At 40.9% G+C, this 25,030-nt stretch carries 24 protein-coding genes; 18 read left to right on the top strand and 6 right to left on the bottom strand.

Translation table 11 applies throughout. The features are described from left to right. The 3 genes from J0X13_RS13290 to J0X13_RS13300 all read left to right on the top strand — a co-directional run bounded on the left by J0X13_RS13290 (position 1) and on the right by J0X13_RS13300 (position 2,760). The gene (locus tag J0X13_RS13290; RefSeq protein WP_207071882.1) at positions 1–861 is read left to right on the top strand and encodes a prephenate dehydrogenase; all 861 of its coding nucleotides are present in this window, start codon (positions 1–3) and stop codon (positions 859–861) included. 8 nt (positions 862–869) lie between these two features. Continuing rightward, positions 870–1,952, top strand: a complete 1,083-nt coding sequence (locus J0X13_RS13295; RefSeq protein WP_207029902.1) for a bifunctional 3-deoxy-7-phosphoheptulonate synthase/chorismate mutase type II — start codon at positions 870–872, stop codon at positions 1,950–1,952. Positions 1,953–2,085: 133 nt separating this feature from the next. Beyond that, the gene (locus tag J0X13_RS13300; RefSeq protein ID WP_207071883.1) at positions 2,086–2,760 is read left to right on the top strand and encodes a head GIN domain-containing protein; all 675 of its coding nucleotides are present in this window, start codon (positions 2,086–2,088) and stop codon (positions 2,758–2,760) included. Between the two features lie 71 nt (positions 2,761–2,831). Here the strand turns inward: J0X13_RS13300 and J0X13_RS13305 are convergent, their stop codons facing one another. Further along, entirely contained in the window at positions 2,832–3,272 is a 441-nt protein-coding gene (locus J0X13_RS13305) for a hypothetical protein (RefSeq protein ID WP_207071884.1), read from the bottom strand. Between the two features lie 94 nt (positions 3,273–3,366). Between J0X13_RS13305 and rsgA the strand changes: the two genes are divergently transcribed. The 13 genes from rsgA (at position 3,367) to J0X13_RS13370 (ending at position 18,420) form a co-directional block, all read left to right on the top strand. Beyond that, a complete protein-coding gene (rsgA, locus tag J0X13_RS13310) occupies positions 3,367–4,305 on the top strand; it encodes a ribosome small subunit-dependent GTPase A (RefSeq protein ID WP_207071885.1) in 939 nt (312 codons plus the stop codon). Further along, positions 4,306–4,758 (top strand): D-aminoacyl-tRNA deacylase, encoded by a 453-nt coding sequence (gene dtd / locus J0X13_RS13315; protein ID WP_207071886.1) that lies wholly within the window; start codon positions 4,306–4,308, stop codon positions 4,756–4,758. Between the two features lie 83 nt (positions 4,759–4,841). After that, positions 4,842–6,743, top strand: a complete 1,902-nt coding sequence (locus J0X13_RS13320; RefSeq protein WP_207071887.1) for a DUF3858 domain-containing protein — start codon at positions 4,842–4,844, stop codon at positions 6,741–6,743. Continuing rightward, positions 6,740–8,755 (top strand): DUF3858 domain-containing protein, encoded by a 2,016-nt coding sequence (locus J0X13_RS13325; RefSeq protein ID WP_207071888.1) that lies wholly within the window; start codon positions 6,740–6,742, stop codon positions 8,753–8,755. Before J0X13_RS13320 ends, J0X13_RS13325 begins: the two co-directional genes overlap by 4 nt. Positions 8,756–8,828: 73 nt before the next feature. Beyond that, positions 8,829–10,739 (top strand): DUF3858 domain-containing protein, encoded by a 1,911-nt coding sequence (locus J0X13_RS13330; RefSeq protein ID WP_207071889.1) that lies wholly within the window; start codon positions 8,829–8,831, stop codon positions 10,737–10,739. Positions 10,740–10,788: 49 nt separating this feature from the next. Further along, positions 10,789–11,115 carry a nucleotide pyrophosphohydrolase gene (locus tag J0X13_RS13335; protein WP_207071890.1) on the top strand — a complete coding sequence of 109 codons (327 nt, stop codon included), beginning with the start codon at positions 10,789–10,791 and terminating at the stop codon, positions 11,113–11,115. A gap of 69 nt (positions 11,116–11,184) precedes the next feature. After that, entirely contained in the window at positions 11,185–12,414 is a 1,230-nt protein-coding gene (locus tag J0X13_RS13340) for a 3-phosphoshikimate 1-carboxyvinyltransferase (protein WP_207071891.1), read from the top strand. Between the two features lie 87 nt (positions 12,415–12,501). After that, the gene (queA, locus tag J0X13_RS13345) at positions 12,502–13,551 is read left to right on the top strand and encodes a tRNA preQ1(34) S-adenosylmethionine ribosyltransferase-isomerase QueA (protein WP_207029893.1); all 1,050 of its coding nucleotides are present in this window, start codon (positions 12,502–12,504) and stop codon (positions 13,549–13,551) included. A gap of 74 nt (positions 13,552–13,625) precedes the next feature. Continuing rightward, positions 13,626–14,666: a dual-specificity RNA methyltransferase RlmN gene (rlmN, locus tag J0X13_RS13350; protein WP_207071892.1), complete on the top strand. Its 1,041-nt coding sequence runs from the start codon at positions 13,626–13,628 to the stop codon at positions 14,664–14,666. Positions 14,667–14,865: 199 nt separating this feature from the next. Next, positions 14,866–15,840 carry a polyprenyl synthetase family protein gene (locus tag J0X13_RS13355; RefSeq protein WP_207071893.1) on the top strand — a complete coding sequence of 325 codons (975 nt, stop codon included), beginning with the start codon at positions 14,866–14,868 and terminating at the stop codon, positions 15,838–15,840. Positions 15,841–15,951: 111 nt separating this feature from the next. After that, positions 15,952–16,527, top strand: a complete 576-nt coding sequence (locus J0X13_RS13360) for an RNA polymerase sigma factor (RefSeq protein ID WP_207071894.1) — start codon at positions 15,952–15,954, stop codon at positions 16,525–16,527. 5 nt (positions 16,528–16,532) lie between these two features. Continuing rightward, positions 16,533–17,264, top strand: coding sequence for a hypothetical protein (locus tag J0X13_RS13365; RefSeq protein ID WP_207071895.1), 732 nt, complete (start codon positions 16,533–16,535; stop codon positions 17,262–17,264). An 85-nt stretch (positions 17,265–17,349) separates the two neighbouring features. Continuing rightward, on the top strand, positions 17,350–18,420 hold the full coding sequence (locus J0X13_RS13370; protein ID WP_207071896.1) for a hypothetical protein: 1,071 nt from the start codon (positions 17,350–17,352) through the stop codon (positions 18,418–18,420). A gap of 49 nt (positions 18,421–18,469) precedes the next feature. Here J0X13_RS13370 and J0X13_RS13375 read toward each other — a convergent pair whose 3' ends face one another. Continuing rightward, complete coding sequence (locus J0X13_RS13375; RefSeq protein WP_207071897.1) at positions 18,470–18,712, bottom strand: zinc-ribbon domain-containing protein; 243 nt, start codon at positions 18,710–18,712, stop codon at positions 18,470–18,472. Positions 18,713–18,820: 108 nt separating this feature from the next. Here J0X13_RS13375 and J0X13_RS13380 point away from each other — a divergent pair, with 108 nt between their 5' ends. Next, the gene (locus J0X13_RS13380) at positions 18,821–19,450 is read left to right on the top strand and encodes a 2OG-Fe(II) oxygenase (protein ID WP_242535732.1); all 630 of its coding nucleotides are present in this window, start codon (positions 18,821–18,823) and stop codon (positions 19,448–19,450) included. On the opposite strand, the gene J0X13_RS13385 is transcribed toward J0X13_RS13380, so the two are convergent. The 4 genes from J0X13_RS13385 to J0X13_RS13400 form a co-directional block, all read right to left on the bottom strand. Next, on the bottom strand, positions 19,451–19,762 hold the full coding sequence (locus J0X13_RS13385) for a phosphoribosylpyrophosphate synthetase (RefSeq protein WP_207071898.1): 312 nt from the start codon (positions 19,760–19,762) through the stop codon (positions 19,451–19,453). A gap of 8 nt (positions 19,763–19,770) precedes the next feature. Next, the gene (locus tag J0X13_RS13390) at positions 19,771–20,304 is read right to left on the bottom strand and encodes a flavodoxin domain-containing protein (RefSeq protein ID WP_207071899.1); all 534 of its coding nucleotides are present in this window, start codon (positions 20,302–20,304) and stop codon (positions 19,771–19,773) included. Positions 20,305–20,389: 85 nt separating this feature from the next. Further along, a complete protein-coding gene (locus J0X13_RS13395) occupies positions 20,390–21,094 on the bottom strand; it encodes a hypothetical protein (RefSeq protein ID WP_207071900.1) in 705 nt (234 codons plus the stop codon). Between the two features lie 3 nt (positions 21,095–21,097). Next, entirely contained in the window at positions 21,098–22,927 is a 1,830-nt protein-coding gene (locus J0X13_RS13400) for a Xaa-Pro dipeptidyl-peptidase (protein ID WP_207071901.1), read from the bottom strand. Positions 22,928–23,056: 129 nt separating this feature from the next. On the opposite strand from J0X13_RS13400, the gene dnaG reads away from it, so the two are divergent. Continuing rightward, a complete protein-coding gene (gene dnaG, locus J0X13_RS13405) occupies positions 23,057–25,030 on the top strand; it encodes a DNA primase (protein ID WP_207071902.1) in 1,974 nt (657 codons plus the stop codon).

Below are 25,030 nucleotides of genomic sequence, written 5' to 3' on the forward strand. Positions count from 1 at the left end.
ATGAAAGTAGTCATTATAGGAGTTGGATTGATAGGCGGTTCTTTTGCCAAGGATGTAAAAAAGCTACATCCCGAAGCGGAAATCGTTGGGGTGGACAAAAGTGATGCGCATTTGGAGGAAGCGCTGCAACTTCAGATCATTGATAAAAAAGGAGACTACGGCGTTTTGGCAACCGCGGATATGGTTTATGTGGGAATCCCGGTAAATGTACTGGTTACAGAATTGCCCACAATTTTGGATGCGGTTGGTGAGGAAACCGTGGTAATGGATGCCGGGTCCACCAAGCGATTGATTTGTGAGCAAGTTGCCGACCATCCCAATCGAAGAAACTTCATGGCCTGCCACCCGATTGCTGGTACTGAGTTTTCAGGGCCAACGGCGGCTTTGGAAGGGTTGTATTCGGGTAAAACCATGATCATCTGCGAAGTAGAGAAAACAGCCTTCAAGCTTCAGGAAAAAGCATTGGCCATTTTTCAGGATATCGGGATGCGAATCCGGTACATGAACCCCGAAGCGCACGACAAGCACATTGCCTACGTATCCCATTTATCACACATTAGCTCTTTTATGTTGGGAAAGACGGTTATTGAGAAAGAAAAAAATGAGCGTGATATTTTTGACATGGCGGGAAGTGGTTTTGAGAGCACCGTTCGCTTGGCAAAAAGTTCCCCGGATATGTGGGCACCCATTTTTGAACAGAACAAGGACAATGTTGTGGAAACGTTGGAAGAATACATACAGAACCTAACCACGTTCAAACAACTGATATTGGACAACGATTTCGAGAATGTCCACCAAGAAATGAGTAATACCAATAAAATAAAACAAATACTAAAAGGAATACCACTTACAAAAAAATAGAGAGTATTATGGAAAACAAAAAGGAAATGAGGAAATGGTTGGATGACATGAATTTGGGTCATCCCTTGGTAGTAGCAGGTCCGTGCAGTGCGGAAACCGAAGACCAAGTGCTGAAAATAGCGCACGATCTTAAAGATACCGACGTGAGCTATTACCGTGCCGGAATCTGGAAACCAAGAACTCGTCCAGGGAACTTTGAAGGTGTAGGGGCCATTGGATTAAAGTGGTTGCAAAAGGTAAAAGAGGAGACCGGGCTAAAAACCGCTACCGAAGTGGCCAACAGAACACACGTTGATTTAGCTTTGGAGCACGATGTGGATTTGTTGTGGATCGGAGCGCGTTCTACCGTAAGCCCATTTATCGTACAGGAAATTGCCGATGCTTTGGAAGGGACCGATAAGATCGTTTTGGTCAAGAACCCGGTAAACCCGGACTTATCGCTTTGGTTGGGAGCTGTGGAACGTTTGCACTCTGCCAATATCGAAAAGTTAGGAGTGATTCACAGAGGTTTCTCTACCTACGAAAAAACCAAATACCGTAATATTCCAGAATGGCAGTTGGCCATTGAGTTGCAAACCAAATTTCCTGATTTGCCCATCATCAATGACCCAAGCCACATTACCGGGAAGCGAGATATGATTTTTGATGTATCGCAAACGGCTTTGGATTTGAACTTTGATGGTTTGATGATCGAAACGCATTACGATCCGGACAATGCATGGAGTGACGCCGCTCAGCAGGTAACCCCAAAAACATTGGTTCAGATTATGAAAGACCTACGCATTAGAAAAGAGACAGACGAGGAAGCCGAATACAAGAACAATTTGAGCAACCTAAGGGCTCAGATTGATGTGTTGGACAACCAATTGATCGATCTTTTGGGAAAAAGAATGAAAGTTTCCGACGGAATAGGGGAGCTTAAAAAGCAAAAGAACGTTGCTGTGCTCCAGAGCAATCGTTGGAACGCCATATTGGGCAATATGATCTTGGAAGGTGAGCAAAGAGGATTGAGCGAGGAATTTGTTTTGAAAATGTTCAAGGCAATCCACCAGGAGTCCATTAACCACCAAGAAAAAATCATCAACGCTTAGACTGATTTTTAATCAGGTTGATTCAAGAACTATTTGTGGCCTTGATTTATTTAGGGGCTGCAAATAGTTTTTTTGTTTTAAACTGTAACAAAAGAGTGAACAGGTCATCTTTCAGGAGTAAAAACACTCTATCATGAAAAAAATATATACACTAAGTCTTTTGTTACTTCCCTTGGTTATGTTTTCGCAACGAATCATTGATAAGGAAGTTGGGGAATTCAACAAAATCAAAGTTTTTGATTTGATCGAGGTCAACTTGATCCAGTCTGATGAGAACAAGATCATGATCAAAGGCTGGAATGTTGATGACATTAAATGGACAAACAAAAATGGGGTCTTGAAACTACGAATGCAATTGGATAAAAAGTTTCAGGGCGAGGATACCATGATCGAAGTCTACTACACCGACCTGGATGTGATCGATGGAAACGAAGGTGCCCAGATTACCTGTAACGAAATGGTGCAAAAAAGTAGAATTGAGCTCCGGGCCCAAGAAGGAGCGGCCATCCGTATTGGAATGGATGTGGACTATGCCGAGATCAGAGCGGTGACTGGCGGTATTGTCCAAGCTTCTGGTTTGGCAAAAAATCAATCAATTGTAATTAATACAGGGGGGATTTTTGAAGGAAGGGAACTAAGGACCGCTACGACCGATGTGAAAATTTCCGCTGGCGGTGAGGCTGATGTGTTTGCTTCGGAATTAGTGGACATCAATGTAAAGGCCGGTGGTGATGTTTATGTGTACGGAAACCCGGAAACGGTACATAAAAAAACCTTTGTGGGCGGAAGAATCTACATAAAGGATTAATGAAACTTGTTGCCACGAAAAAGCCCTCCAAAATGGAGGGCTTTTTTATTCGTGGTTATATTTTGGCACGTTTACTTTTTAAAGATGTAACGGGTAATGAAAATACCTTGTCCGTCACCTTTTCCACCTTCACTTTCAACACCGCTTACCACAAAGGCCAGTTCCCATCCATTGGAAACCATGTCGTTGATCATTGAAGTGATCAGGGCATCGTTGGCTGCAATGTTCTGAAAACGGATACCTCCAATGTTATAAAAGTTCAAAAGTTTGGTTTCTTCGAAATTCTTTACACGGATTTCGCTCCTGCTGGATTTGTTTCGAGTATTGTCATCTTCAGTTTGGACACTTGTAAATTCTTTGTAATCCTTGTCTTCCAAGGCATTTATAATTCGAGATCTTCCCAGTCCGTTTGGTACGATTGACTCAACGCTGGTTACTACATGGTACTGTTGCGCACTCATGGTGAATGTTGCTGCAAGCATCGCCACGGCAGCCAAAATGATTTTTTTCATGATTAAAATGTTAATGATCGTTAAAACTGTTAACAAAGATATACGACGAAAAAGCAGTAATATTGTTTCTTTGTAATCAAAATATGAACAAATAGTGAACGGAACTGTTTATAAATCAACTGGGAGCTGGTATACCGTAAAGTCCTCGGAAGGAGAATTTTACGAATGTCGCATCAAGGGCAAGTTCCGAACACAGGGTATTAAAAGTACCAATCCGGTTGCCGTAGGGGACCATGTGGAGTTCCATTTGGAAAATATTGGGGACGAAACGGTTGGTGTTATTTCTAAAATTGGAGATCGCAAGAACTATATTGTCCGTAGGTCGGTCAAACTTTCCAAACAAACCCATATCATAGCGGCCAACCTAGATCAGGTTTTTCTGCTCGTCACCTTGAACAACCCCCCTACGTTTACCAGTTTTATAGATCGATTTTTGGTAACTGCAGAGGCCTACGATATTCCTGTAGTACTTCTTTTCAATAAAATGGATGTTTACAGTGAAAAGGAAAAGTCTGAAGTTGAGCATTTAGTGGACTTATATACCAAAATTGGTTATACGTGCATTCAAATTGAAGCTAAGAAAGGCAAGAATGTGGACAAGGTAAAAGCGCTGATGCTGGGCAACACAAGTATGTTCGCGGGACATTCAGGCGTTGGTAAGTCAACTTTGGTAAATGCCTTGGAGCCGGGCCTCAAGTTAAAAACCGCCGAAATTTCGGAGCAACACATGCAAGGGCAGCACACCACCACTTTTGCCGAGATGTACGACCTTTCTTTTGATGCACGGATTATAGATACTCCTGGAATAAAAGGATTTGGTATTGTGGATATGGATAAGCATGAAATCGGAGACTATTTTCCAGAGTTTTTTGCTTTGAAATCGGAATGCAAATTCAATAATTGCCTCCACTTGGATGAACCCAAATGTGCGGTAAAAGAGGCTTTGGAGAATAATGAAATTGCCGCAAGCCGTTATCGCAGCTACGTGCAAATGTTGACGGGGGAAGAGGATAATCCATATAGGGAAAGATAAATGAGAACAGTACTGCAACGAGTTTCAAATGCGAGTGTAACGGTAGATGATAAAGTTGTTTCATCTATTGGTAAGGGCCTATTGGTGTTGTTGGGTATTGAGGATGCCGATACACAAGAGGATATTGATTGGTTGACCAATAAAATTCTAAATCTTCGCATTTTTAATGATGAAAATGATGTAATGAACCGCTCCGTTCAGGATGTTGATGGAGATATCATCGTGGTTAGTCAATTTACGTTGCATGCGCTCACAAAAAAAGGTAATCGTCCATCTTACATTAAGGCAGCGAAACCCGATTTCGCTGTACCCATGTACGAGAAATTCGTTCAGGTTTTGGAACAAAAACTGGGTAAAAAAGTAGGCACCGGAATTTTTGGTGCAGATATGAAAGTTGGACTCCTTAACGATGGTCCCGTCACCATCACAATGGATACAAAAAATAAGGAATAATATTTTTTTTGTATCATATTTTTTGACTTTTTGTAAGAAATTCATCACATTAGCGTTAACTAACCTAACCGTAACTGTACTTAATGCGATTTCGTGCGCCTATCTTTTTTTGTCTTTTTTTTAATTTTATTTATTCCCAAAACTATAGTGTAACATCCATTCCCAAGGACCTTTTGCCAGGTGCCGATGCGGTTGTTCGTTTGGATAAAATGAACGTCTTAGTGACCGCTCAGGATCAAATGGAGATTACTTCCAAGCGGGTGGTGACTGTTTTTAACGATGCAGGAAATGATGATGTTCATGCCTACGCCTTCTATGAGAAAAATGATAAGATCTCCAAAATTGAGGCCCTTGTTTATAATTTGAACGGTGAGTTAATCAGAAAGTTCAAGAAAAAGGATTTTTTGGACCAAAGTGCGATTAGCGGTGGAACACTTTATTCCGATTCTAGGGTCCTTTACCTTAAATATACACCGACCGAGTATCCTTATACAATTGAATTTACCAAAACATATTCCACTCCCAATACTGCCTTCTCTCCCACCTGGTATTTTTTAGATGATTATGGGGTGAGCACAGAAAAAAGTGAATTCATATATACTGTCGACTGTGATATTGATATCAGATATAAAGAATCAAATTTTGAAGGGCATAATATTGAATCGGAGAATACCAAAAGTAGATTGCATTATACCGCAAAGAATATTGGTGCAATAAAAAGGGAACCCATGTCGCCTGCCTTTAGAGAATTCGCACCAGGAATTAAGGTGGCATTGAGCAATTTTCATTTGGAAGGTATAAATGGGTCCGCCAATACTTGGCAGGAACTCGGTAAATGGATTTACGAAAAGTTGCTTGTTGGCAGAGGTAATTTAGATCAAAACACCATTGCAAAGGTCAATAATATGGTTAAAGGGGTAGAAGACCCATTTGAAAAAACAAGAATAGTTTATGAATATGTTCAGAGTAATACACGCTATATAAGCGTGCAATTGGGAATAGGAGGATGGATGCCCATAAGTGCACAAGATGTGGATAGGGTAAAATATGGTGACTGTAAAGGGTTGACCAATTATACCAAGGCTTTGTTGAGTGCCATAGGTGTGGATTCGTATTATACTGTGGTATATGGAGGTAGTCGAGTAAGGAATTTGGATAGTGATTTTCCTTCCATGCAGGGAAACCATGTATTTCTTAATGTTCCAATAAATGGAGAGGATGTTTGGTTAGAGTGCACAAGTCAAACCACACCCATGAACCATTTAGGTATGTTCACTGACAATCGGAATGTTTTAAAGGTTACCCCTGAAGGAGGGGAACTGATTAAAACCAGAGCAAATCCCGATGAGAAGAATTATCAAAAAACCACAGGTAAATATTATATAACCAATGAAAGGAATATCGAAGGTGAAGTGGAAATTCTTTCAAAAGGAACGCAATACGATCAAAAATATCGGATAAAGGATGAATCCAGAAAAGATCAGGATGAATTCTATAAAAACTATTGGGATTATATAAATAACGTTGCACTGGGGGATATCACTTTTACAGATGATAAGCAAAAGATAGAATTTACCGAAAGAATTCAATTGCAGGCCCAAAATTACTTGTCCAGTGTTAATGAACAATTAATACTTGCCCCAAATGCCTTCAATAGGAATTTGTTGGTGCCGACCAGGGTTAGGAACCGATCAATGGAAATGGTGATTTCGAGAGGGTATTTGGACGAAGATGAATACGTGATTTACTTACCTGAAGGCGTTAGTCCGGAAAATTTGCTGGATCCTATTGAGGTTGAGAGCAAGTTTGGTTCTTATTATGCATCCTTGGAGCAAGTGGAACCAGGGGTATTGAAATACCAAAGAAAATTGCTGATTAAATCAGGAAGGTACTCCAAGGAAGACTATAAACTTTATCGGGATTTTCGTAGAAAAGTAGCCCGTAACGATAACGCTAAAATCATACTAAACAAACCATTGAAATGAAAATAAGATTTATCCTTTTGTTCCTAATTGTAGTCCAGTTTGGCTTTGCAAACGAATTTAAGTTTGGTAAAGTCAGTAAAGAAGAAGTAATGGCTAAGGAACACCATCTTGATCCAGAGGCCAATGCGGCCATTTTATTTAAAAAGGAATGGGTACATTATACTTACGACAACAATTTGGGTTGGAGTCTTATTCGGGAAGTAAATTATCGGATTAAAATTTATAATAAAGATGGGTTTGAATGGGCGACTTTAGGGGTGCCATTATATGCCGCTAGTGGTATGGAGGAAAATATCTCGTCCATCAAAGGCTATACTTTCAATATGGAGGGAGATAAACTGGTAAGTGAAAAACTTAAAAAAGATGGGATTTTCGAAGAAGAGGTAAATAAATACAGAAACAAGGCTTCCATTACAATGCCCAATGTGAAAGAGGGAAGTGTTTTGGATATTGAGTACAAGGTTTCATCACCAATATATTGGTATATGGATGAATTTAAGCTACAATATCAAATCCCTTTAGATCATGTAGAAATAAAATTGGAAATTCCAGAATACTTCATTTTTCGAAAATATGGAAAGGGCTCACATCCGATTGAAGTGAATCAAAGTAAGGAGAATAGGTCTGTCAACATATCTTATACAACCAAGGACTTGGGAGCCAGGTATATTGGAAGAGGTACCACCAAGCACACTGACAAAGTGGAATTTATGGAGAATATACACCATGTGATAACCGATAATATTCCAGCATTGTTGGATGAAAAGTATACAAGCAATATAGATAACTATCGTACTTCAATTAAGTTTGAGCTTGCAGCGACCCGATTTCCAAATAGTCCCTATGAAAATTATAGTTTAACATGGGAAGGAGTGGCCAAGTCCATCTACGATTATGATGATTTTGGCAATGAGTTGAAGAAGACCAATTATTTCAGGGAAGATTTGGAAAACTTATTGAATGGGTTGGGGAGTGATGAAGAAAAGGCCATCACAATTTTTGAATTCGTAAAGACCAAGATGAACTGGAACAACTATGTTGGAGTTACATGTGAGTCGGGGGGTGTGCGGAAGGCATACAAAGAAGAAACAGGGAATGCGGCAGAAATAAACCTAATGCTGACTTCTATGTTTAGGTATGCTGGTCTAAAGGCCAATCCGGTTTTAATAAGTACTAGATCTAATGGAATCCCATTATTTCCAACAAGTGATGGTTTTAACTATGTGGTTGCTGCATTGGAAATGCAAGACAATGTTCTACTCTTCGATGCAACCGAGAAAAACAGTCTTCCGAACATTATGCCCTTAAGGGCTTTAAACTGGACCGGCAGGCTAATTCGAGAAGATGGGAGTTCAGCTCAGGTAGGCTTAATCCCCAAAAAGAAATCATTGGATGTGACCATGATGACTGTTGATGTACATGAAGATGGATTTGTTTCAGGTAAAATTAGAGAACAATTCACCGTATATAATGCATTTAGTTTCCGTAAAAAGTATTTCAGCGTTGGAGAGGACTCATTTTTGGAATCCTTGGAAAAAAAACAAGGGGACATTGAAATATCCGATTATGAGATACAAAACAAGGGCAATCTGTCAAAACCTGTTGTTCAATCTTTTGGTTTTGTAAAAGAGGGTGCTTTTGAAGCTATTTCCGGTAAATTGTATGTTTCACCACTTTTTCATCTTGCTACGTTGGAAAATCCGTTCAAAGCGGATAAAAGAGAGTTTCCTATTGATTTTGGCTTCCCTTGGGAGGATAGATATGTAGTTAATATAAATATTCCTGATGGATATGTGGTGGAGTCTTTGCCGGAACCTATTGCTGTAGCACTACCAGATGATTTAGGGCAGTTTAAATACAATATTAAGGCGAATCAAAATGTGGTCAGCGTTAATGTAGTGGTGGGTATCAACAGTGGTATTCTGCCTGCCCGATCATATCAAGATTTAAAAGAGTTGTATCGTCACATAGTCGAAAAAGAGTCCGAAAAAATTGTTTTTACTAAATCATAAATAACAGTAGGGAATGGCAAAAAAACTCATATTGTCAATATTACTTTTCCAATGTTTAATATCCTACGGGCAAATGGATTTAGGTTTCGGAGAACTCTCCATTTTTGAGTTAGAACTTGAATCATATGAAAAAGATACTACGGCTCATGCTGTATATCTGTATGAAAAAGGGGAAAATTATTTTGAGGTCCGCAATGGATATGTCATGTTGATCACAAAATACTACGCCAAAAAGAAAATTTTTAATAAAAAAGGGTTTTCCGAGGCCGAAATTAAAATTCCCTATTATCATTCCGAAAATACCACTGAAAAGGTCAGTAATATTAAGGCAATCACACACAATGGCAAAGTAAAGATCAGTTTGGTCCAAAATAACATTTATGATGTGGATATCAATGAACGTTGGTCCGAGAAAAGGTTCACGTTTCCCAATGTTCAAGAAGGGTCGGTGTTGGAATACACCTATGAAATTCAATCACCCTTTTTATATAATCTCAGTGGATGGAATTTTCAAGACGATATTCCAAAAGTCCATTCGGAATATAATGCTAAGATTCCTGGAAACTATGTATATAACCGAACCTTGATCGGGGAACTCAAATTAGATGTAAATGAAGCGACCCTAACAAAAAGATGTTTCTATTTGCCACATAGGAGAGATAGACCTGCGGACTGTGAGGTACTCAAATATGTGATGCAGGATGTTCCAGCCTTTAAGGAAAATGAAGAATACATGCTTGGGGCAAGTAACTATAAGTCAAAACTCGAATTTGAATTGTCTGAAGAATTGGGATTTGATGGTATCGATACTAAGTATACAAAGTCATGGAGGGATGTGGATCGTAAACTGCGTGGAGATAATGATGTAGGAGGTCAATTAAGGAAGAAGAATTATTTCGAAAGAAATATACCCTTGGATATTCTTGCGGGGAGCGAAGATAAACTTACCAGAGCAAAGAACATCTATAGATTTGTGCAGTCTTACTACACTTGGAACGAAGAATTTGGAGTGCTTTGGGATAATAGTGTGAAACAGGCCTTTGATGAAAAATCAGGCAATGTGGCAGAAATCAATATTACCTTGATCAATTTGCTCAATGCCGCGGATATTGAAACCGATGCGATGTTGTTGTCCACACGTGCGCATGGATTACCTAAAAGGAGCCATCCGGTGATGACCGATTTTAATTATTTGGTGGCCAAGGTTGATATTGATGGAACAACTTATTTGTTGGATGCCACAGAAAAGAATTTAGCTTTTGGGATGCTTCCATATAGATGTCTTAATTATTATGGCCGGGTAATGGATATGGATGAAGGCAGTTATTGGTTTGATATTGAACCGGAAAAATTAAATATTAGATCAATAAGGCTTCAAGTTGATTTGGATTTTGAGTCGGGCACCAGTACCGGGGTTTTTGATGAAATATCAAGAGGTTATGAAGCCTATTTTAAAAGAGAGAATCTATCCTCAATGACAGAAGTGGAATACTTGGATCAAATTGAGAAAAGCGAAGAGGATAATTTCAGGATAGATAATTACCAAATAGATCAAGATAAATCGAACGAAAAGCAATTGGTGGAACATTATGAGTTCACTGTGGAAAGTGGTAATAGTGGTGAAACAATTTTGGTAAACCCATTTACTGTTCAATATTTTAAAAAGAACCCTTTCGAATCGGAAACAAGGTATTACCCTGTGGATTTCGGTTATTTAAGAACCTATAGGTATTATGCAAACTTCACAGTTCCCAAAGGGTACAGGGTAAAAGAACTTCCTTCTTCAATAAATTTAGGTTTGCCGGGCAATAGTGGGACCTTGCTTTTTAATTGTATGGAATCAAAGGGACAGATTATGGTTCAATTTGCTCTGCAATTAAAATACACTCAATATGCAAGTGAGGGATATGCCTATGTGAAAAAATTGTTTGAAAATGCCGTGAATGTCCAAAATAACAGCTATTTGGTTTTTGAAAAGATATAATCAGGTTGTTCTTACCTTTGTGGTAAATAAGGACATAAAATAAGTAAAGGTGAACATAGAAAACGCACAAAAAGCCGTTGACGAATGGATCAAGAACCACGGGGTCCGTTATTTTAACGAACTCACCAATATGGCCCAGCTTACCGAGGAGGTTGGGGAGGTGGCCCGTATTATCGCTCGTAGGTATGGCGAACAAAGTGAAAAGGAATCCGATAAAGCCAAGGATCTGGGTGAAGAGCTCGCCGATGTGGTTTTTGTGGTACTTTGCTTAGCGAACCAAACGGGAATTGATTTACAGCAAGCGTTCGACAAAAAATTGGACCTAAAGACCAAACGCGACCACGACCGCCATCAAAATAACAAAAAGCTTAAATAAAGTTGTCCTAGTAAAGGGACATTAGGGCTGTTTTTTCTAGTTTTGACAATTCATTCAAACCCTAAAGAATTGAGACTCCAGCTTTCTTCGCCCAACGATAGTAAAATCCAAAAAACAATAGCGATCACAGGTTCTAAAAGTGAAACCAATCGCTCATTGTTGTTGCAGGCACTGTTCCCTAACATCAAAATAGAGAACCTTTCCAATTCCGATGATGGCGAAGTAATGCAAAAGGGATTGGCCAAATCAACGGGAGAGGTGGATATTCATCATGCAGGTACGGCCATGCGGTTTTTAACCGCTTATTTTGCTTCTCAAGAAGGAAAGGAAGTTGTACTTACAGGGTCGCAGCGTATGCATGAACGGCCCATAAAAGTATTGGTGGAAGCACTACGATCGTTAGGTGCAGATATTCAATATGAAAAAGCGGAAGGGTACCCACCGTTAAAAATTAAAGGAAAAAAACTGAATAAGAGCCATGTCTCTCTTCCGGCCAATATCAGTAGCCAGTATATATCTGCCTTGTTGTTGGTGGCACCCAGTTTGGAAAATGGTCTTGAATTGGAACTGATTGGAAAAATCACTTCTGTTCCCTATATAAAAATGACCCTGGCCCTTTTGGAACAGATTGGGGTGCAAACTTCCTTTGAAGGAAACAACATCAAGGTTTCTCCAAAAAAAGCTGTGACAGACACCACTTTGGTCGTAGAATCCGATTGGAGCTCGGCCAGTTATTTTTACAGCATCGTAGCCATGTGCGAAGCGGGTACGGAGATACAATTGTCCTCTTACAAACAAAATTCCTTGCAAGGGGATAGTGTTTTGGCCGAAATCTATACGGATTTTGGTGTGGAAACCACGTTTTCAAACAATACCATTCTCCTCAAAAAAACCAATGGTGTTAAGTCAACCCACTTGGAGTACGAGCTTTCCAATGCCCCCGATATTGCACAGACCATTGCTGTTACATGTCTTGGTTTGGGCATAGGATGCCATCTCACAGGATTACATACCCTGCCCATAAAGGAAACCGACCGCTTGGCCGCATTGCAGACCGAGTTGGGCAAATTTGGGGCTACAGTGGATATTGATGCCGAAAGTTTGACGCTTAAAGCCCAGCCAACTTTACTTACCGGGGTTTCCGTAGATACCTATAACGACCACAGAATGGCGATGGCCTTTGGACCATTGGCCCTCAAAGCGAATTTTATAGTGAACGATGCCGAAGTGGTTTCCAAGTCCTATCCCGATTTTTGGAAAGACCTCAAGATCCTGGGATTTGGCATTGAGGAACTGTAAACCACATTTAATCATCAAATTACTTGACATCCGCTATCGCGAGGTTGTATATTTGCCATTCTTTAAAAAAACCGAAAAAAAGTCCACATGAAATTATCGAACTTCAATTTTGAATTGCCTAAGGAACTATTGGCAGAATATCCTGCGGAACACAGGGATGAATCCAAATTAATGGTGGTTCATAGGGATACTGGAAAAATTGAACATAAAATGTTCAAAGACCTTGTTGATTACTTTGATGAAGACGATGTAATGGTCTTGAACAATACCAAGGTATTTCCTGCAAGACTTTTTGGTAACAAGGAAAAAACCGGTGCTAGAATCGAAGTTTTCTTGTTGAGGGAACTTAACCAAGAACAGCGTCTTTGGGATGTGTTGGTGGATCCGGCAAGAAAAATCCGTATAGGAAACAAACTTTATTTTGGTGAAGACGAAAGCTTGGTTGCAGAGGTTATAGACAACACAACCTCAAGAGGGAGAACATTGCGTTTTCTTTACGATGGTTCGTACACCGATTTTAGAAGAAAGCTTAGGGAATTGGGGGAAACCCCACTTCCAAAATATATAAAGAGGGAGGTAACCCCGGAAGATGAGGAACGTTACCAGACTATTTATGCAAAGCACGAAGGTGCCGTAGCGGCTCCAACTGCTGGTCTCCACTTTTCCAAGCATTTGTTGAAACGTTTGGAAATTAAAGGAATCAATTTTGCCGAAGTAACACTTCATGTTGGTTTGGGAACCTTTAACCCTGTTGAAGTAGAGGACTTGTCCAAGCACAAAATGGACAGCGAAGAGTTGGTGATCGATGAGAAAGCCACCGAGATCGTAAATACGGCCAAAGCAAATAAAAGAAAAGTATGTGCCGTGGGCACAACGGTTATGAGAGGATTGGAAAGTGCGGTATCTTCCGAGCATACATTGAACACCTTCGAGGGTTGGACCAACAAGTTCATCTTCCCTCCATATGAGTTCAGTATTGCAAACTGTATGATCACAAACTTCCATTTGCCAAAATCAACATTATTGATGATGGTCTCTGCATTTGCAGGTCACGATTTAATCAAAAAAGCATACAAGCAGGCCATTTTGGAAGGCTATCGCTTCTATTCCTACGGGGATGCAATGTTGATTCTATAAAAACAAAATCACATAGGAAAGGAATCCCGTTCGCTTTATGGCCAGCGGGATTTTTTCTTGCTTATCTTTAAGAAGTGGAAATCAAAAAAAAGGACATACGGGCATTGACCAAGGAACAGCTTCGCAATTTTTTTGTGGAGCAGGGCGATAAGGCATTTCGTGGAAACCAGGTATACGAATGGTTGTGGCAGAAATCTGCCCACGATTTTGATGCCATGACCAATATATCCAAGGAAACCCGAAAAATGTTGGAAGATAACTTTGTGATCAACCATATTCGCGTAGATCAAATGCAACGTAGTTCGGATGGCACCATTAAAAATGCCGTTCGATTACACGATGGTTTGGTCGTTGAATCCGTTTTGATTCCAACCGAAACCCGAACAACTGCCTGTGTGTCCAGTCAGGTAGGGTGTAGTTTGGACTGTAGGTTTTGTGCTACCGCCCGCCTAAAGCGTATGCGAAACTTGAATCCGGATGAGATTTATGATCAAGTGGTGGCCATCGACAATGAGAGTCGTTTGTATTTTGACAGACCGTTGAGCAATATTGTATTTATGGGTATGGGCGAGCCTTTGATGAACTATAACAATGTGCTCAAGGCCATCGACAAGATAACCTCTCCCGAAGGATTGGGAATGTCCCCCAAAAGAATTGTGGTGTCCACTTCCGGAGTGCCCAAGATCATTAAAAAAATGGCAGATGAGGAGGTGAAGTTTGGTTTGGCCGTGTCCCTTCACTCCGCTATAGATGAGGTGCGTACCTCCATCATGCCGTTCAATGCCACATTTCCATTAAAAGATCTTCGTGAGGCACTGGAATATTGGTACAGCAAGACCAAGAACAGGATTACCTACGAATACGTAGTTTGGAAAGGCATCAACGATACACAAGAAGCTGCCGACGCTTTGGTGAAATTCTGCAAGTTTGCTCCGTCAAAGGTCAATATCATTGAATACAACCCCATTGATAACGGTGAGTTTCAGCAAGCTCCCAATAGTGCTATTGAAATGTACCAGAATACTTTGGAGCGAAATGGTATTACGGTGACCATACGTAGATCTCGCGGAAAGGACATTGATGCCGCATGTGGACAACTGGCCAATAAAAGCTAGGTTTTTCAATGTTCAATCAGCAATAAACGGTTTTACAATCCACCCTTCATCCTTTACCCTTCACTCTTCAACAGAATACCACTTCCCCTGCAAATCATCGATACTTTTAGGACTGTATCTTAAAACTTCGATTTCATTCCAACAACTCTTGCATTTTCCCTACTTTTAGGGTTTCAAAACCAAACACCACACCGTTACGTTGAAGATCGTTTCGCAGATAAGGGAGCCCATAGAAAATGAGATGCAGCTTTTTGAGGAAAAATTCCTCAAGTCCATGTCCTCCAAAGTCGCATTGTTCAACAGGATCACCTACTACATTGTTAACCGAAAGGGCAAGCAAATGCGCCCTATGTTCGTTTTCTTGACCGCCAAATTATTGAATGGGGAGGTCAATGAACGGACTTATACAGGAGCTTCCATCATCGAATTGATACATACCGCCAGTTTGGTGCATGATGATGTGGTGGATGATAGTAACAAGCGCAGAGGCTTTTTCTCCATCAATGCCTTGTGGAAGAACAAAATTGCTGTCTTGGTAGGCGATTTTCTTTTCTCCAAAGGACTTTTGGTTTCCTTGGAAAACAAGGATTACGATTTGCTTCATATTATTTCCAATGCGGTCCGTGATATGAGCGAAGGGGAATTGCTTCAGATTGAAAAAGCGCGATTGTTGGATATTACAGAAGAGGTGTACTACGACATCATCCGACAAAAAACAGCAACCTTGATAGCAGCCTGTTGCAGTATGGGCGCTTGTTCTGTTAGACCCGATTCAGAAGAGGTGGAAACTTTTAGGAAGTTCGGCGAGCTCTGTGGAATGGCCTTTCAAATTAAGGATGACCTTTTTGATTACGGTGCGGAAAAAATTGGAAAGCCTACGGGAATCGATATCAAGGAACAGAAAATGACCCTTCCGTTGATCTACGCATTGAACAATAGCGATAAGGAAAGGAAAAAATGGTTGATCAACTCCATCAAAAAGCACAACAAGGACAAAAAACGGGTTAAGGAAGTTATTGCCTACGTCAAAGAAAAGGGCGGACTGGATTATGCCGTGGTCAAAATGCTGGAGTTTAAGGACGAAGCTTTGGCCATTTTGGACAATTATCCCGATTCAGAGTACAAAAGTGCCCTCATCCTTATGGTCAACTACGTGGTAGATCGTAAAAAATAGAAATTTAAAAAACTGAATATCAATTTGATACTGAAAATTTTTATTTTTCAGGCAACTCTTTGTGTTTAGATTCCGTCTATTTAAATAGAAGCACTTTTGTAAACCAAACTTTTGAAGATCATCACGCTACATAGCAACGAAAAACAATTGATCAAAAAATCGATCAAAGGGGACCAACAGGCCCAACGATTGTTGTACGATAAATTTTCCCCAAAGATGTTAGGGGTGTGTAGGCAGTACATCAAAGACCTTCATTTTGCGGAAGATGTAATGATCAACGGTTTCGTTAAGGTTTTTAACCACTTGGGTTCCTATCAGCATAAAGGTAGCTTTGAAGGTTGGGTCAGGACCATAATGGTACGGGAAAGTATTTCGTATTTGCGCAAAAGGCAGTTTGTGGTCTACGATGATGAAGCCATGGAAGTAAAACGAGAAGTTTCAACTTCCAACGATGGACTTTTGGATGTTGAATATGTGCAACATCTGATCGATGAACTTCCCGAGGGCTATAAAGCGGTATTCTTGCTTTATGCTATCGAAGGTTACGGCCATAAAGAGATTGCGGAGTTGTTGGAAATATCCGAAGGAACTTCAAAATCGCAATTGTTCAAGGCTCGAAAGATGCTCCAAGAGAATTTAAGTTTAAAAGGAATGTCGCCCAAATCAAGATCGGCGAGCAAAAAATAGAGGGTATGGATAAACTGGAAAAACACATCAAGGAGAAGTTGCAGGAGCGTACCATTGCCCCATCAAAAGGAACTTGGGACAAAATCGCTTCGCAGATAAAGGAGCCAGCACCAAGAAAAAGAAATACGTGGTTCCCGTATGCCATAGCCGCAAGTGTTGTGGGGATCGTGCTGGTATCGGTCTTCTATTTTACCAAGGGTGATCCTGAAACAAATCAGGTTCAGATGGTAGAAACCGAAAATACAATAGATAAAGAAACACAAATTCAGTCCAAGGACAAGGTCGTTGAAAAATCGGTAAAGCAAAATCAAACCGAGGTTGCAGAAACCAAATCTGAATCCATTGTGCCTGACCAAACTCGAGAGTTCAGTACAGAGCCTCAAGTTTCGAGTACAGTAGTTACCAAACAAGAGGTGAAGGAACCGTTGCAGGATGATATCAAAATAAATTCTGATGAGTTGATAGCACAAAAGGTAGAAGAAGTGGTGGCACAGGTACAGCTCATGGAGAATGCAAAGCAGGATGTTACCGATGCCGAAGTGGATTCCCTTTTACGGGCGGCACAACGACAGATTTTGACCGATAAGTTATTTGCCGATGGCGGGTCCGTGGATGCCATGTCACTATTGGCCGAAGTAGAAGATGAGCTGGACGAATCGTTCCGTGACCAGATCTTTGATGCCTTAAAATCGGGTTACCTTAAACTACGTACCGCCGTGGCAGACAGAAATCAATAAAATTATTCATCAATCAAGACAAACCTTCTACAACTTCCTGTTCCATTCGGGCAGGAAGGAGGGAGGTTTATAATCCAAAACAATCATGAAAACAATTACATTTTATTCCGCAGTTTTATTCTTGTTCTTGGTTTCCCAAGTATCATTTGGGCAAGAGGACTATCAAAAGAAAATAGAGACTTTAAAAATTGAAAAGCAACGCATTGTTGAGCAAGAGAAGAATGCTTTAAAGTTTGAGGTAAGGGATATCAACAAGCGACTAGAGAATGGTGATATCACTGAAAAAGAGGCAAGGATACTTAAAGAGGAAGTAGCGAAGCAACGAGCCTTGAACATTGAAAACCGTGTAGCCATCATCGAGAACAGGATCGCTTTATTGGAGCGAAACAAAGGTGATGTTTTGACATTGACAGCATCCGATACCATTTATGGTGATAGGGTGCGGCTTGGTCTGCTCATCGATGGAAACCCAGTCTTTACTTTAAAACCAAAACGAAGAAATAGGGAAATCAAATACGATAGACGCACCTATTCCGATTTTGTGATGGCCATAGGGCTGAACAACGCCTTGATCGAGGGACAGTCACTCTCCGATTCCCCCTATAAAATTGGCGGAAGCCGATTTTTTGAAATGGGCTGGCAATGGAGGACCAGAGTATTCAAGAATTCCAATTGGCTACGTTTTAACTATGGGTTTTCGTTCCAGTTCAATGGGTTAAAGCCTGATGGAAATAGAATATTTGTTCAAGAGGATGGTCAAACGGTGTTGCAGGAATTCGAGTATGATTTGGATAAATCCAAGTTTCGAATGGACAATCTTGTGTTTCCAGTTCATTTTGAGGTTGGCCCCTCTCGCCTAAAGAAAACAGAGCGAAGCATCCGTTATTCAATACGGGACCAATTTAGGTTAGGTTTTGGAGGGTATGGCGGATTTAGCCTGGGTACTCGTCAAAAATTAAAATACAACCGAGATGGTGATAATGTAAAGGATAAACTTAAAAGGGATTATAACAGCAGTGACCTAATTTATGGGGTGAGCGGATATATGGGTATAGACGGTGTTTTACTTTATTTAAAATACGACCTGAACCCGATTTTTAAAGATGCAGATGTAAAACAAAACAATATTTCACTAGGCCTTCGGTTCGACATTTAATCATTTTTGAACCTTGAACAAATACGGCCAGGACTTTCTTGGCCGTTTTTTATGCCGATAGTGCCCGCTCCATTTCCGGGGTAAAGTCCTCTTTGTGGTACACTTTTTTACAATGGGAACATTCCGCATAGCGAATGTTGTTGATGGTAAAGAGTGGAATCCAGAACAAATGGGCATAGTTGGGTTGCGCCACTGCGGTCAAGGTACCTGTTTGGTTGCAGTAAGGACAGGTAACATTGTTCAGTACTTTGGTTTCTTTTTTACCAGGTCTTGTTCCGAAGAAAAGTATCATTTTTCTTATTGCTGTTGTTCCAATTCAAAGTTAGAGCTTTCATGGGCTAATGAAAAAAATGATTTTCGTTTTTAAAAATTTTCTACATTCGCCCACATTTTTGAAACATTGAACGCCTACCACGGTTTGGAGGATTGGTTGTCCTGGATGGACGACATCTCCAGTAAGGATTATGTGATTATCGATAACTTTCTTCGGGAAGAACTCTACTTTGAAATCAAATCTTTTTTTCTTGGTAAACTGCCCAACTTTAAGGAGGCAGGGATAGGTGCGCATTCCGATAACCAGATAGACAGTGCGGTTCGCGGAGATTTCACCTATTGGTTGGATAGAAACCGCGATGCCCATTTAAAGTCCTATTGGAATCTGCTTGACGAGACCATGCATATTTTCAACCGCTATTGCTATTTAAGTTTATCGGGGTATGAGTTCCATTTGGCACATTATCCGTTCGGGGGACATTACGATAAACACCTGGATCAGTTCGAAAACCGTAACAACCGGATGATCTCCATGATCATTTATTTAAATGATGATTGGCAACCCGGCGATGGAGGGGAACTGGAAATTTTTGAAAAGGACGACTCAAGTTTCTTGGTGGAACCCTTGGCTGCCCGCTGTGTCATGTTCAAAAGTGCAGAGGTGCCCCATGCAGTCTTGGAAGCCCGAAAAAGTAGGTTTAGCCTAACGGGTTGGTTGTTGTACCAACCCTCGTCAGTAGGTAAACTCTTCGTGTGATTATTTCTTTTTGCGCTCAATCTGCTTAATAAGGTTCTCATTTTGTGCAGTGGATGAGCCATAGGACATCACCATTGTTCCCTTTGTGCCATCTTTGGCCTCAATGGTAAATACTATGGATTCATCACTAGGGTTCGTCATACCTTCAAAACGATACGAATCGATGATCTTAAGTTCGCTGGGCTGATATTCTTTTTTGGAATACAATGCCTTTATGCAAGTTTCATCTGCTTCAAAATCTTCTTTGTAGCCTTCTTCTTGGGTAAGTGTGTTCACTGCTTCGGAAAGCGTGTCAAAACTATATTTGTCCATAGGTGTTTTTATGTTTTTAAATTAGTTATAAAATGAAGGACGTCCTCTTTCACCTTTGACCAATCTGTGTACTCGTGATCTTGGCTGGTATCAACGGATCCTCCTTCTTTTTTAGCGATGGAACGCATTATGAGCTTTTTAAAATAATTATATTTTGTGTATTTCAAAGCCCCGGCGATATGCCATACGGTTTTAGTGTTCCATGTAGTGTCTTTTAAAAAGTCCTTTGCAATTTGCGATGCTTCCTCGTGCTCTTCCTTAATGTCGGATGCTACCGCCATGCTTACAGAGAAAAAAGCACTTGGCTTTTGGTTTAATATATCAATATTTTCTTGAACATAGTCCTTGATCAGCGTATTGTATTTATGAATATGTATTGAACTGCCGACAAGAACTGCATCAAAATTGTTTGGGACAGGAGGGTCTTCTACAGCATTTGCTATAACTACTTGATGCCCTTTCTCTTGGAGAACATTCTCCATAAACCTTGCGATTTTTCGGGTTTGGCCTTCTACCGTTCCGTAGATTATCAAAATTTTCATGACTATAGGTTTGATTGTTGCACTACCCTAAAGTCACGTAATATTTTTGAAAATCTCTATGATTTTGGTCAGTTGCACCCGACTTTTATTCTACTCTTTCAAAAGAATTGCCTGTCCAAACCTCATGGGTGACTTCGCAGTACGAACATACGTCTATGAGGTTGGTCTCCGTATCAAGAGCTCCAATATTTTTGATGAGGAGTTTACTGTCTTTTTTAAATTCCGAACCTAAAGAAGTTACAGGGCCATCGTATATTTTTCCCGTAATTCGGTCAACAATAACCCCAGCTTGACAGGGCGATCCACATCCCCAGGTAACCAAAGTGTAATGTCCAGCAAAATTGATGCCTTCCGAACATGCCTGTTTGATTCGGGTAATAAAGTTTTTTGCATCTGGATTGGTGGTAAAATCGGGCGCTGCCAATTCCCCTTCATAAACTTCTACGCTGTAATCCTCAAAAGATGAATCGGGGTTGTACTTTCTATAGATTCTAACGTCTTCGTAAGCCACATCTTTGCCCATGATAATGTCATCTCCATAACTGGCCAATTGATTGTAAATGGGAAAGCTATCCATAGCTGTATTTTGAACAACCATGATTTCGGCTGGTTTTTTTCCCAATATTAGATAATCAAAAGACTCGAAAATAGGTTTTAGAATATGTTCTTCTTGCGTTATTGTTTTTAGAATGGTGCCCTGCTGGCTTTCGGTTTGTTCTTTATTGTCTTTCTTTTTGGGCTGGCAAGAAAAAAAGACTGTGCAGCACAGTAATAAGATACATCGAGTCATTTTTTAAAATTTGATTTCTCCACCCACCACAGGTAATGTGAGTTCAGTGGCATCCAAGTCCACCGTTAGTTCCGTTCCCGGTTTTGGCCAAAGCGTGAATTCCTTATCACTTGAAAAAATCATCAATCCGATTTGTTGTCCTTTTGGAATAATTTGATCATCTGGCATCAACTCAAATTCCATTTCGTAAAATTTGTTTGGAACCAAAGGTTCGCTCTCTGTTAGCGAGCTATGATTTTGGGGATCTGCCCATCCGCGGGTAATAATGTTGTCCGTAATTTTTGTGTTCAATGCCTCGGTCCATGGAAGGGATACCAACCAAACCGATAAATTGGCAGCAGGCTTGCTACTGGCCAGTTTAATCTTGATCTTTGGTACTCCGGAAATATGAACATCTTCGGTTAAGGGAGCGGTAACATAAAGCAATCGGTGTTCTGTGGTTTTAGCTTTTGCCAAACTGGCCCCGGAAAAGGAATAGTTGTCCACCAAGGTCTCGGTGCCTTGTTTTTTGGGTCTGCTTGTCGTCAATTGACCTTTGGCGGGAGCTCCTGTACTAAGATATAGTTGAATGTCTTTTGCATCAGGATTGGGATAATCTTCGTAAGGTGTGGGATTGTTTTTTTTGTCGTTTTCACGAACAATCCATGCTTTTGGTTCGTTTTCCACTCCGTTTTCCACTCCATACAGATAACGGGTAAACCATCGGTTCATCATGGAAATGGGGGGTGGCCCACCATGTCCGTTTTGATGGTAGTAAATTCGTGCCGGCAGTCCCATTTCTTTAGCTTTTTTGTAAATACGATAACTGTGTTCGGGCATTACGTTCCAATCATTAAAACCGTGGGACATTAAAAGGGCGGCTTTCATGGGTTTCATGTCGTTCAGATAATCCCTACCGGCCCAAAAATCGTTGTAATCTCCCGTTATACGATCTTGTCCGTTCTTCATTTCCGTATCACGAACAACCTCATTGTTCCTTGCTCTTTTGGATTCATCACCACTGTGGATAAAATCGTAGAGGACATCAATATCCTCTCCCAAGTATCCTCCTGGCGAACGCACTAGACCATTGGAACGATAGTAATGATAATATGAGGTGTTCGGTGCAATGGGGATAATGGCCTCAAGACCATCTACTCCCGTGGTAGCTGCGGCCAGTGGAATAGTTCCATTGTAGGAGGTGCCAGTCATGCCCACTTTTCCTGTAGACCAATAAGCTTTCACTTCTATGTCGCCATTCCGTTCTGTATATGCTTTTGCTCTTCCATTGAGCCAATCTATTACGGCTTTTGGTGCGAGGGACTCGTTGTCGCCACCGACCGTTGGGGCACCATCGGAAAGTCCAGTACCGGGAGAAGAAGAGTGTACTACAATATACCCTCTTGGAACCCATGTCATAATTTGTGAATTGGATATGATTGGGCGTTCACCTACACGGGTAACTTCGGGGTGGTTTCTGGGTTTCGCTGGCTCACCGAGCTCATGCTGTACATCCCAAAAAATACCTTTGTCCAATCCAGCTGTTCCGGCATAATACGGGCTGGATTCGTAGATAACAGGAAGTTTTAGATTTTCTGTGTCCGTTTGCTCTGGGCGTGTAACATCTACATGCATGCGGTCCAGTTTACCATCACCATCGGAATCAAAAGTGGTTTCTACCCAAAGATCATGGCGTATCCATTGGCTGGGGTCGGAAAATGCCTCGACCACCTGGGCCTCGCCATTTTCTATGACCGGACCGGCTTTTTTCGCCATTTGGCCCTGGCCGATAAAAACAAAGGCAATTAAAAACGTGGCAAGTGTCCAATAATGTCTAAATTTTCGCTGTATCATGATTTTTTTTATTCTTCTAAATGAAGTAATGAAGTTCCCAAGATACTAAATCTTAAACAGGGATTTGATTTTTGAATTCACCAAAACTTTGTTTTTATTTACCTTTAACAGCTATTTTAACAGAACGCCTTGATTTCAAAAACCACCATAGACCAAGTATATGAAACCGCCCGTTTGGAGGAGGTGATCGGTGATTTTGTCCAGTTGAAGAAATCAGGTTCCAATTTTAAGGGTCTGAGTCCATTTACTGATGAACGCACCCCTAGTTTTATGGTATCTCCAGTAAAACAGATTTGGAAGGATTTTAGTAGTGGTAAAGGGGGCAATGTGGTTGCTTTTTTGATGGAGCACGAACATTTTACCTATCCCGAAGCCATAAAATACTTGGCTAAAAAGTACAATATAGAGGTAGAGGAAACCGAGCAAACGGATGAGCAAAAAGAACAGGCCAATGAGCGTGAGAGCATGTATCTGGTCTCTGAGTATGCCCAAAAGTATTTTACCGAAACACTTTGGGAATCTGAACCCGGAAAAGCCATTGGACTGACATACTTTAAGGAGCGTGGATTTACTGATGCGACTATCAAGAAATTTGGGCTCGGCTATAGTTTGGACGAGTGGGAAGCTTTTACCAAAACAGCTTTGGATAACGGATATAAGCTCGAGTTTCTGGAGAAAACGGGCCTCACCATTGTTAAGGAACAGGTCGGTGGCGAAAATCGAAAATTTGATAGGTTCAAGGGACGTGTAATGTTTCCTATCCATTCCATGAGCGGTCGTGTGCTCGGATTTGGTGGTAGAATATTGACCAACGATAAAAAAGCAGCAAAATATCTAAACTCGCCGGAAAGCGAGATCTATCACAAAAGCAAGGTGCTGTATGGGATTCACTATGCCAAACAGGCCATCGCCAAAGAAGATAACTGCTATTTGGTAGAAGGTTATACCGATGTCATCCAAATGTACCAGCGAGGGGTGGAGAATGTAGTGTCATCGAGTGGAACGGCTTTAACGCCTGAGCAGATTCGACTCATTAACCGGCTCACAAAAAATATTACCGTTCTGTTTGATGGTGATGCCGCAGGTCTTCGTGCGTCCTTACGCGGTATCGACCTTATTTTGGAACAGGGCATGAATGTTAAGGTCTGTACGTTTCCAGAAGGCGAAGACCCCGATAGTTTTGCCAAAAACAACACCTACGAAGATCTGGTGCAGTACTTGGGGGAAAATGCCAAGGATTTTATTCAGTTCAAGACCTCCCTATTGGCCAAAGAAGCTGCCAACGACCCCATAAAACGAGCGGATACGGTACGTGATATAGTAAACAGTATCAGTAAAATACCAGATCGTATTCGACAGGAAATCTACGTGCAGGAGTGTGCAAAAATCATGCAGATTTCCGAGGATGTACTGTACAATACCTTGGCCCAGATCGATAAAAAACATCAAACCGATATCTCCAAAAAGGCAAAGAAAGAACATAAGGCCTTTGAGGTGGTAAAGAACGACGCCGTAGTAGAGAAAGTTGATGTACAGTACGAATTGGAACGAAAGATCATTGAGGTGCTGTTGCTTTACGGGAACCAAAAGCAGGAGTTTGAGGATTTGGTGCTCAAAGAAAATGATGAGGGAGAACTGGTGCTAGAGCCCGAGGTCGTTGAGGCAAAGGTCTACGAAAAAGTGTATTTGGATCTTCAGGATGATGAAATCGAGCTGACGAATGAGCAGTTCAAAACCATTTATTATAAATTAATCGAGAGGTTGAACGAGGATTCGGAGTTTTCGATCAACACTTTTTTATCGGATTTGGATCAAGAAACGGTATCGCAGGTATCTTCAATTTTGATGGAAGAAGAGCAGTATGTGTTGCACGATTGGGAGCGAAGGGACATTTACCCAAAAGAAAAACAGATAGGCGTTGCGCAGTTGGTTGGAGAGACCATTTTAACCCTGCGATGTAACTTGATCAAAAATCGAATCGAAAAATTACAGGAAAGAACTCAGGATACGCCGGGGGACAATACGGAGGTTTTAGAGGAAATAGTGAATTACCTTCAACTTAATAAACTGTTGAATGCCAAATTGAACCGTGTACTATCTTAA

Origin of the sequence: [Muricauda] lutisoli (nom. illeg.) (assembly GCF_017313105.1) — a bacterium.
GTDB classification, from domain to species: domain Bacteria; phylum Bacteroidota; class Bacteroidia; order Flavobacteriales; family Flavobacteriaceae; genus Flagellimonas; species Flagellimonas lutisoli.

Bases quoted from the DNA above. Each gene is read 5' to 3' on its own strand.
- J0X13_RS13290 (WP_207071882.1), top strand. From the start codon at position 1: ATGAAAGTAGTCATTATAGGAGTTGGATTGATAGGCGGTTCTTTTGCC.
- J0X13_RS13295 (WP_207029902.1), top strand. From the start codon at position 870: ATGGAAAACAAAAAGGAAATGAGGAAATGGTTGGATGACATGAATTTG.
- J0X13_RS13300 (WP_207071883.1), top strand. From the start codon at position 2,086: ATGAAAAAAATATATACACTAAGTCTTTTGTTACTTCCCTTGGTTATG.
- J0X13_RS13305 (WP_207071884.1), bottom strand. From the start codon at position 3,272: ATGAAAAAAATCATTTTGGCTGCCGTGGCGATGCTTGCAGCAACATTC.
- dtd (WP_207071886.1), top strand. From the start codon at position 4,306: ATGAGAACAGTACTGCAACGAGTTTCAAATGCGAGTGTAACGGTAGAT.
- J0X13_RS13320 (WP_207071887.1), top strand. From the start codon at position 4,842: ATGCGATTTCGTGCGCCTATCTTTTTTTGTCTTTTTTTTAATTTTATT.
- J0X13_RS13325 (WP_207071888.1), top strand. From the start codon at position 6,740: ATGAAAATAAGATTTATCCTTTTGTTCCTAATTGTAGTCCAGTTTGGC.
- J0X13_RS13330 (WP_207071889.1), top strand. From the start codon at position 8,829: ATGGATTTAGGTTTCGGAGAACTCTCCATTTTTGAGTTAGAACTTGAA.
- queA (WP_207029893.1), top strand. From the start codon at position 12,502: ATGAAATTATCGAACTTCAATTTTGAATTGCCTAAGGAACTATTGGCA.
- J0X13_RS13365 (WP_207071895.1), top strand. From the start codon at position 16,533: ATGGATAAACTGGAAAAACACATCAAGGAGAAGTTGCAGGAGCGTACC.
- J0X13_RS13370 (WP_207071896.1), top strand. From the start codon at position 17,350: ATGAAAACAATTACATTTTATTCCGCAGTTTTATTCTTGTTCTTGGTT.
- J0X13_RS13375 (WP_207071897.1), bottom strand. From the start codon at position 18,712: ATGATACTTTTCTTCGGAACAAGACCTGGTAAAAAAGAAACCAAAGTA.
- J0X13_RS13385 (WP_207071898.1), bottom strand. From the start codon at position 19,762: ATGGACAAATATAGTTTTGACACGCTTTCCGAAGCAGTGAACACACTT.
- J0X13_RS13390 (WP_207071899.1), bottom strand. From the start codon at position 20,304: ATGAAAATTTTGATAATCTACGGAACGGTAGAAGGCCAAACCCGAAAA.
- J0X13_RS13395 (WP_207071900.1), bottom strand. From the start codon at position 21,094: ATGACTCGATGTATCTTATTACTGTGCTGCACAGTCTTTTTTTCTTGC.
- J0X13_RS13400 (WP_207071901.1), bottom strand. From the start codon at position 22,927: ATGATACAGCGAAAATTTAGACATTATTGGACACTTGCCACGTTTTTA.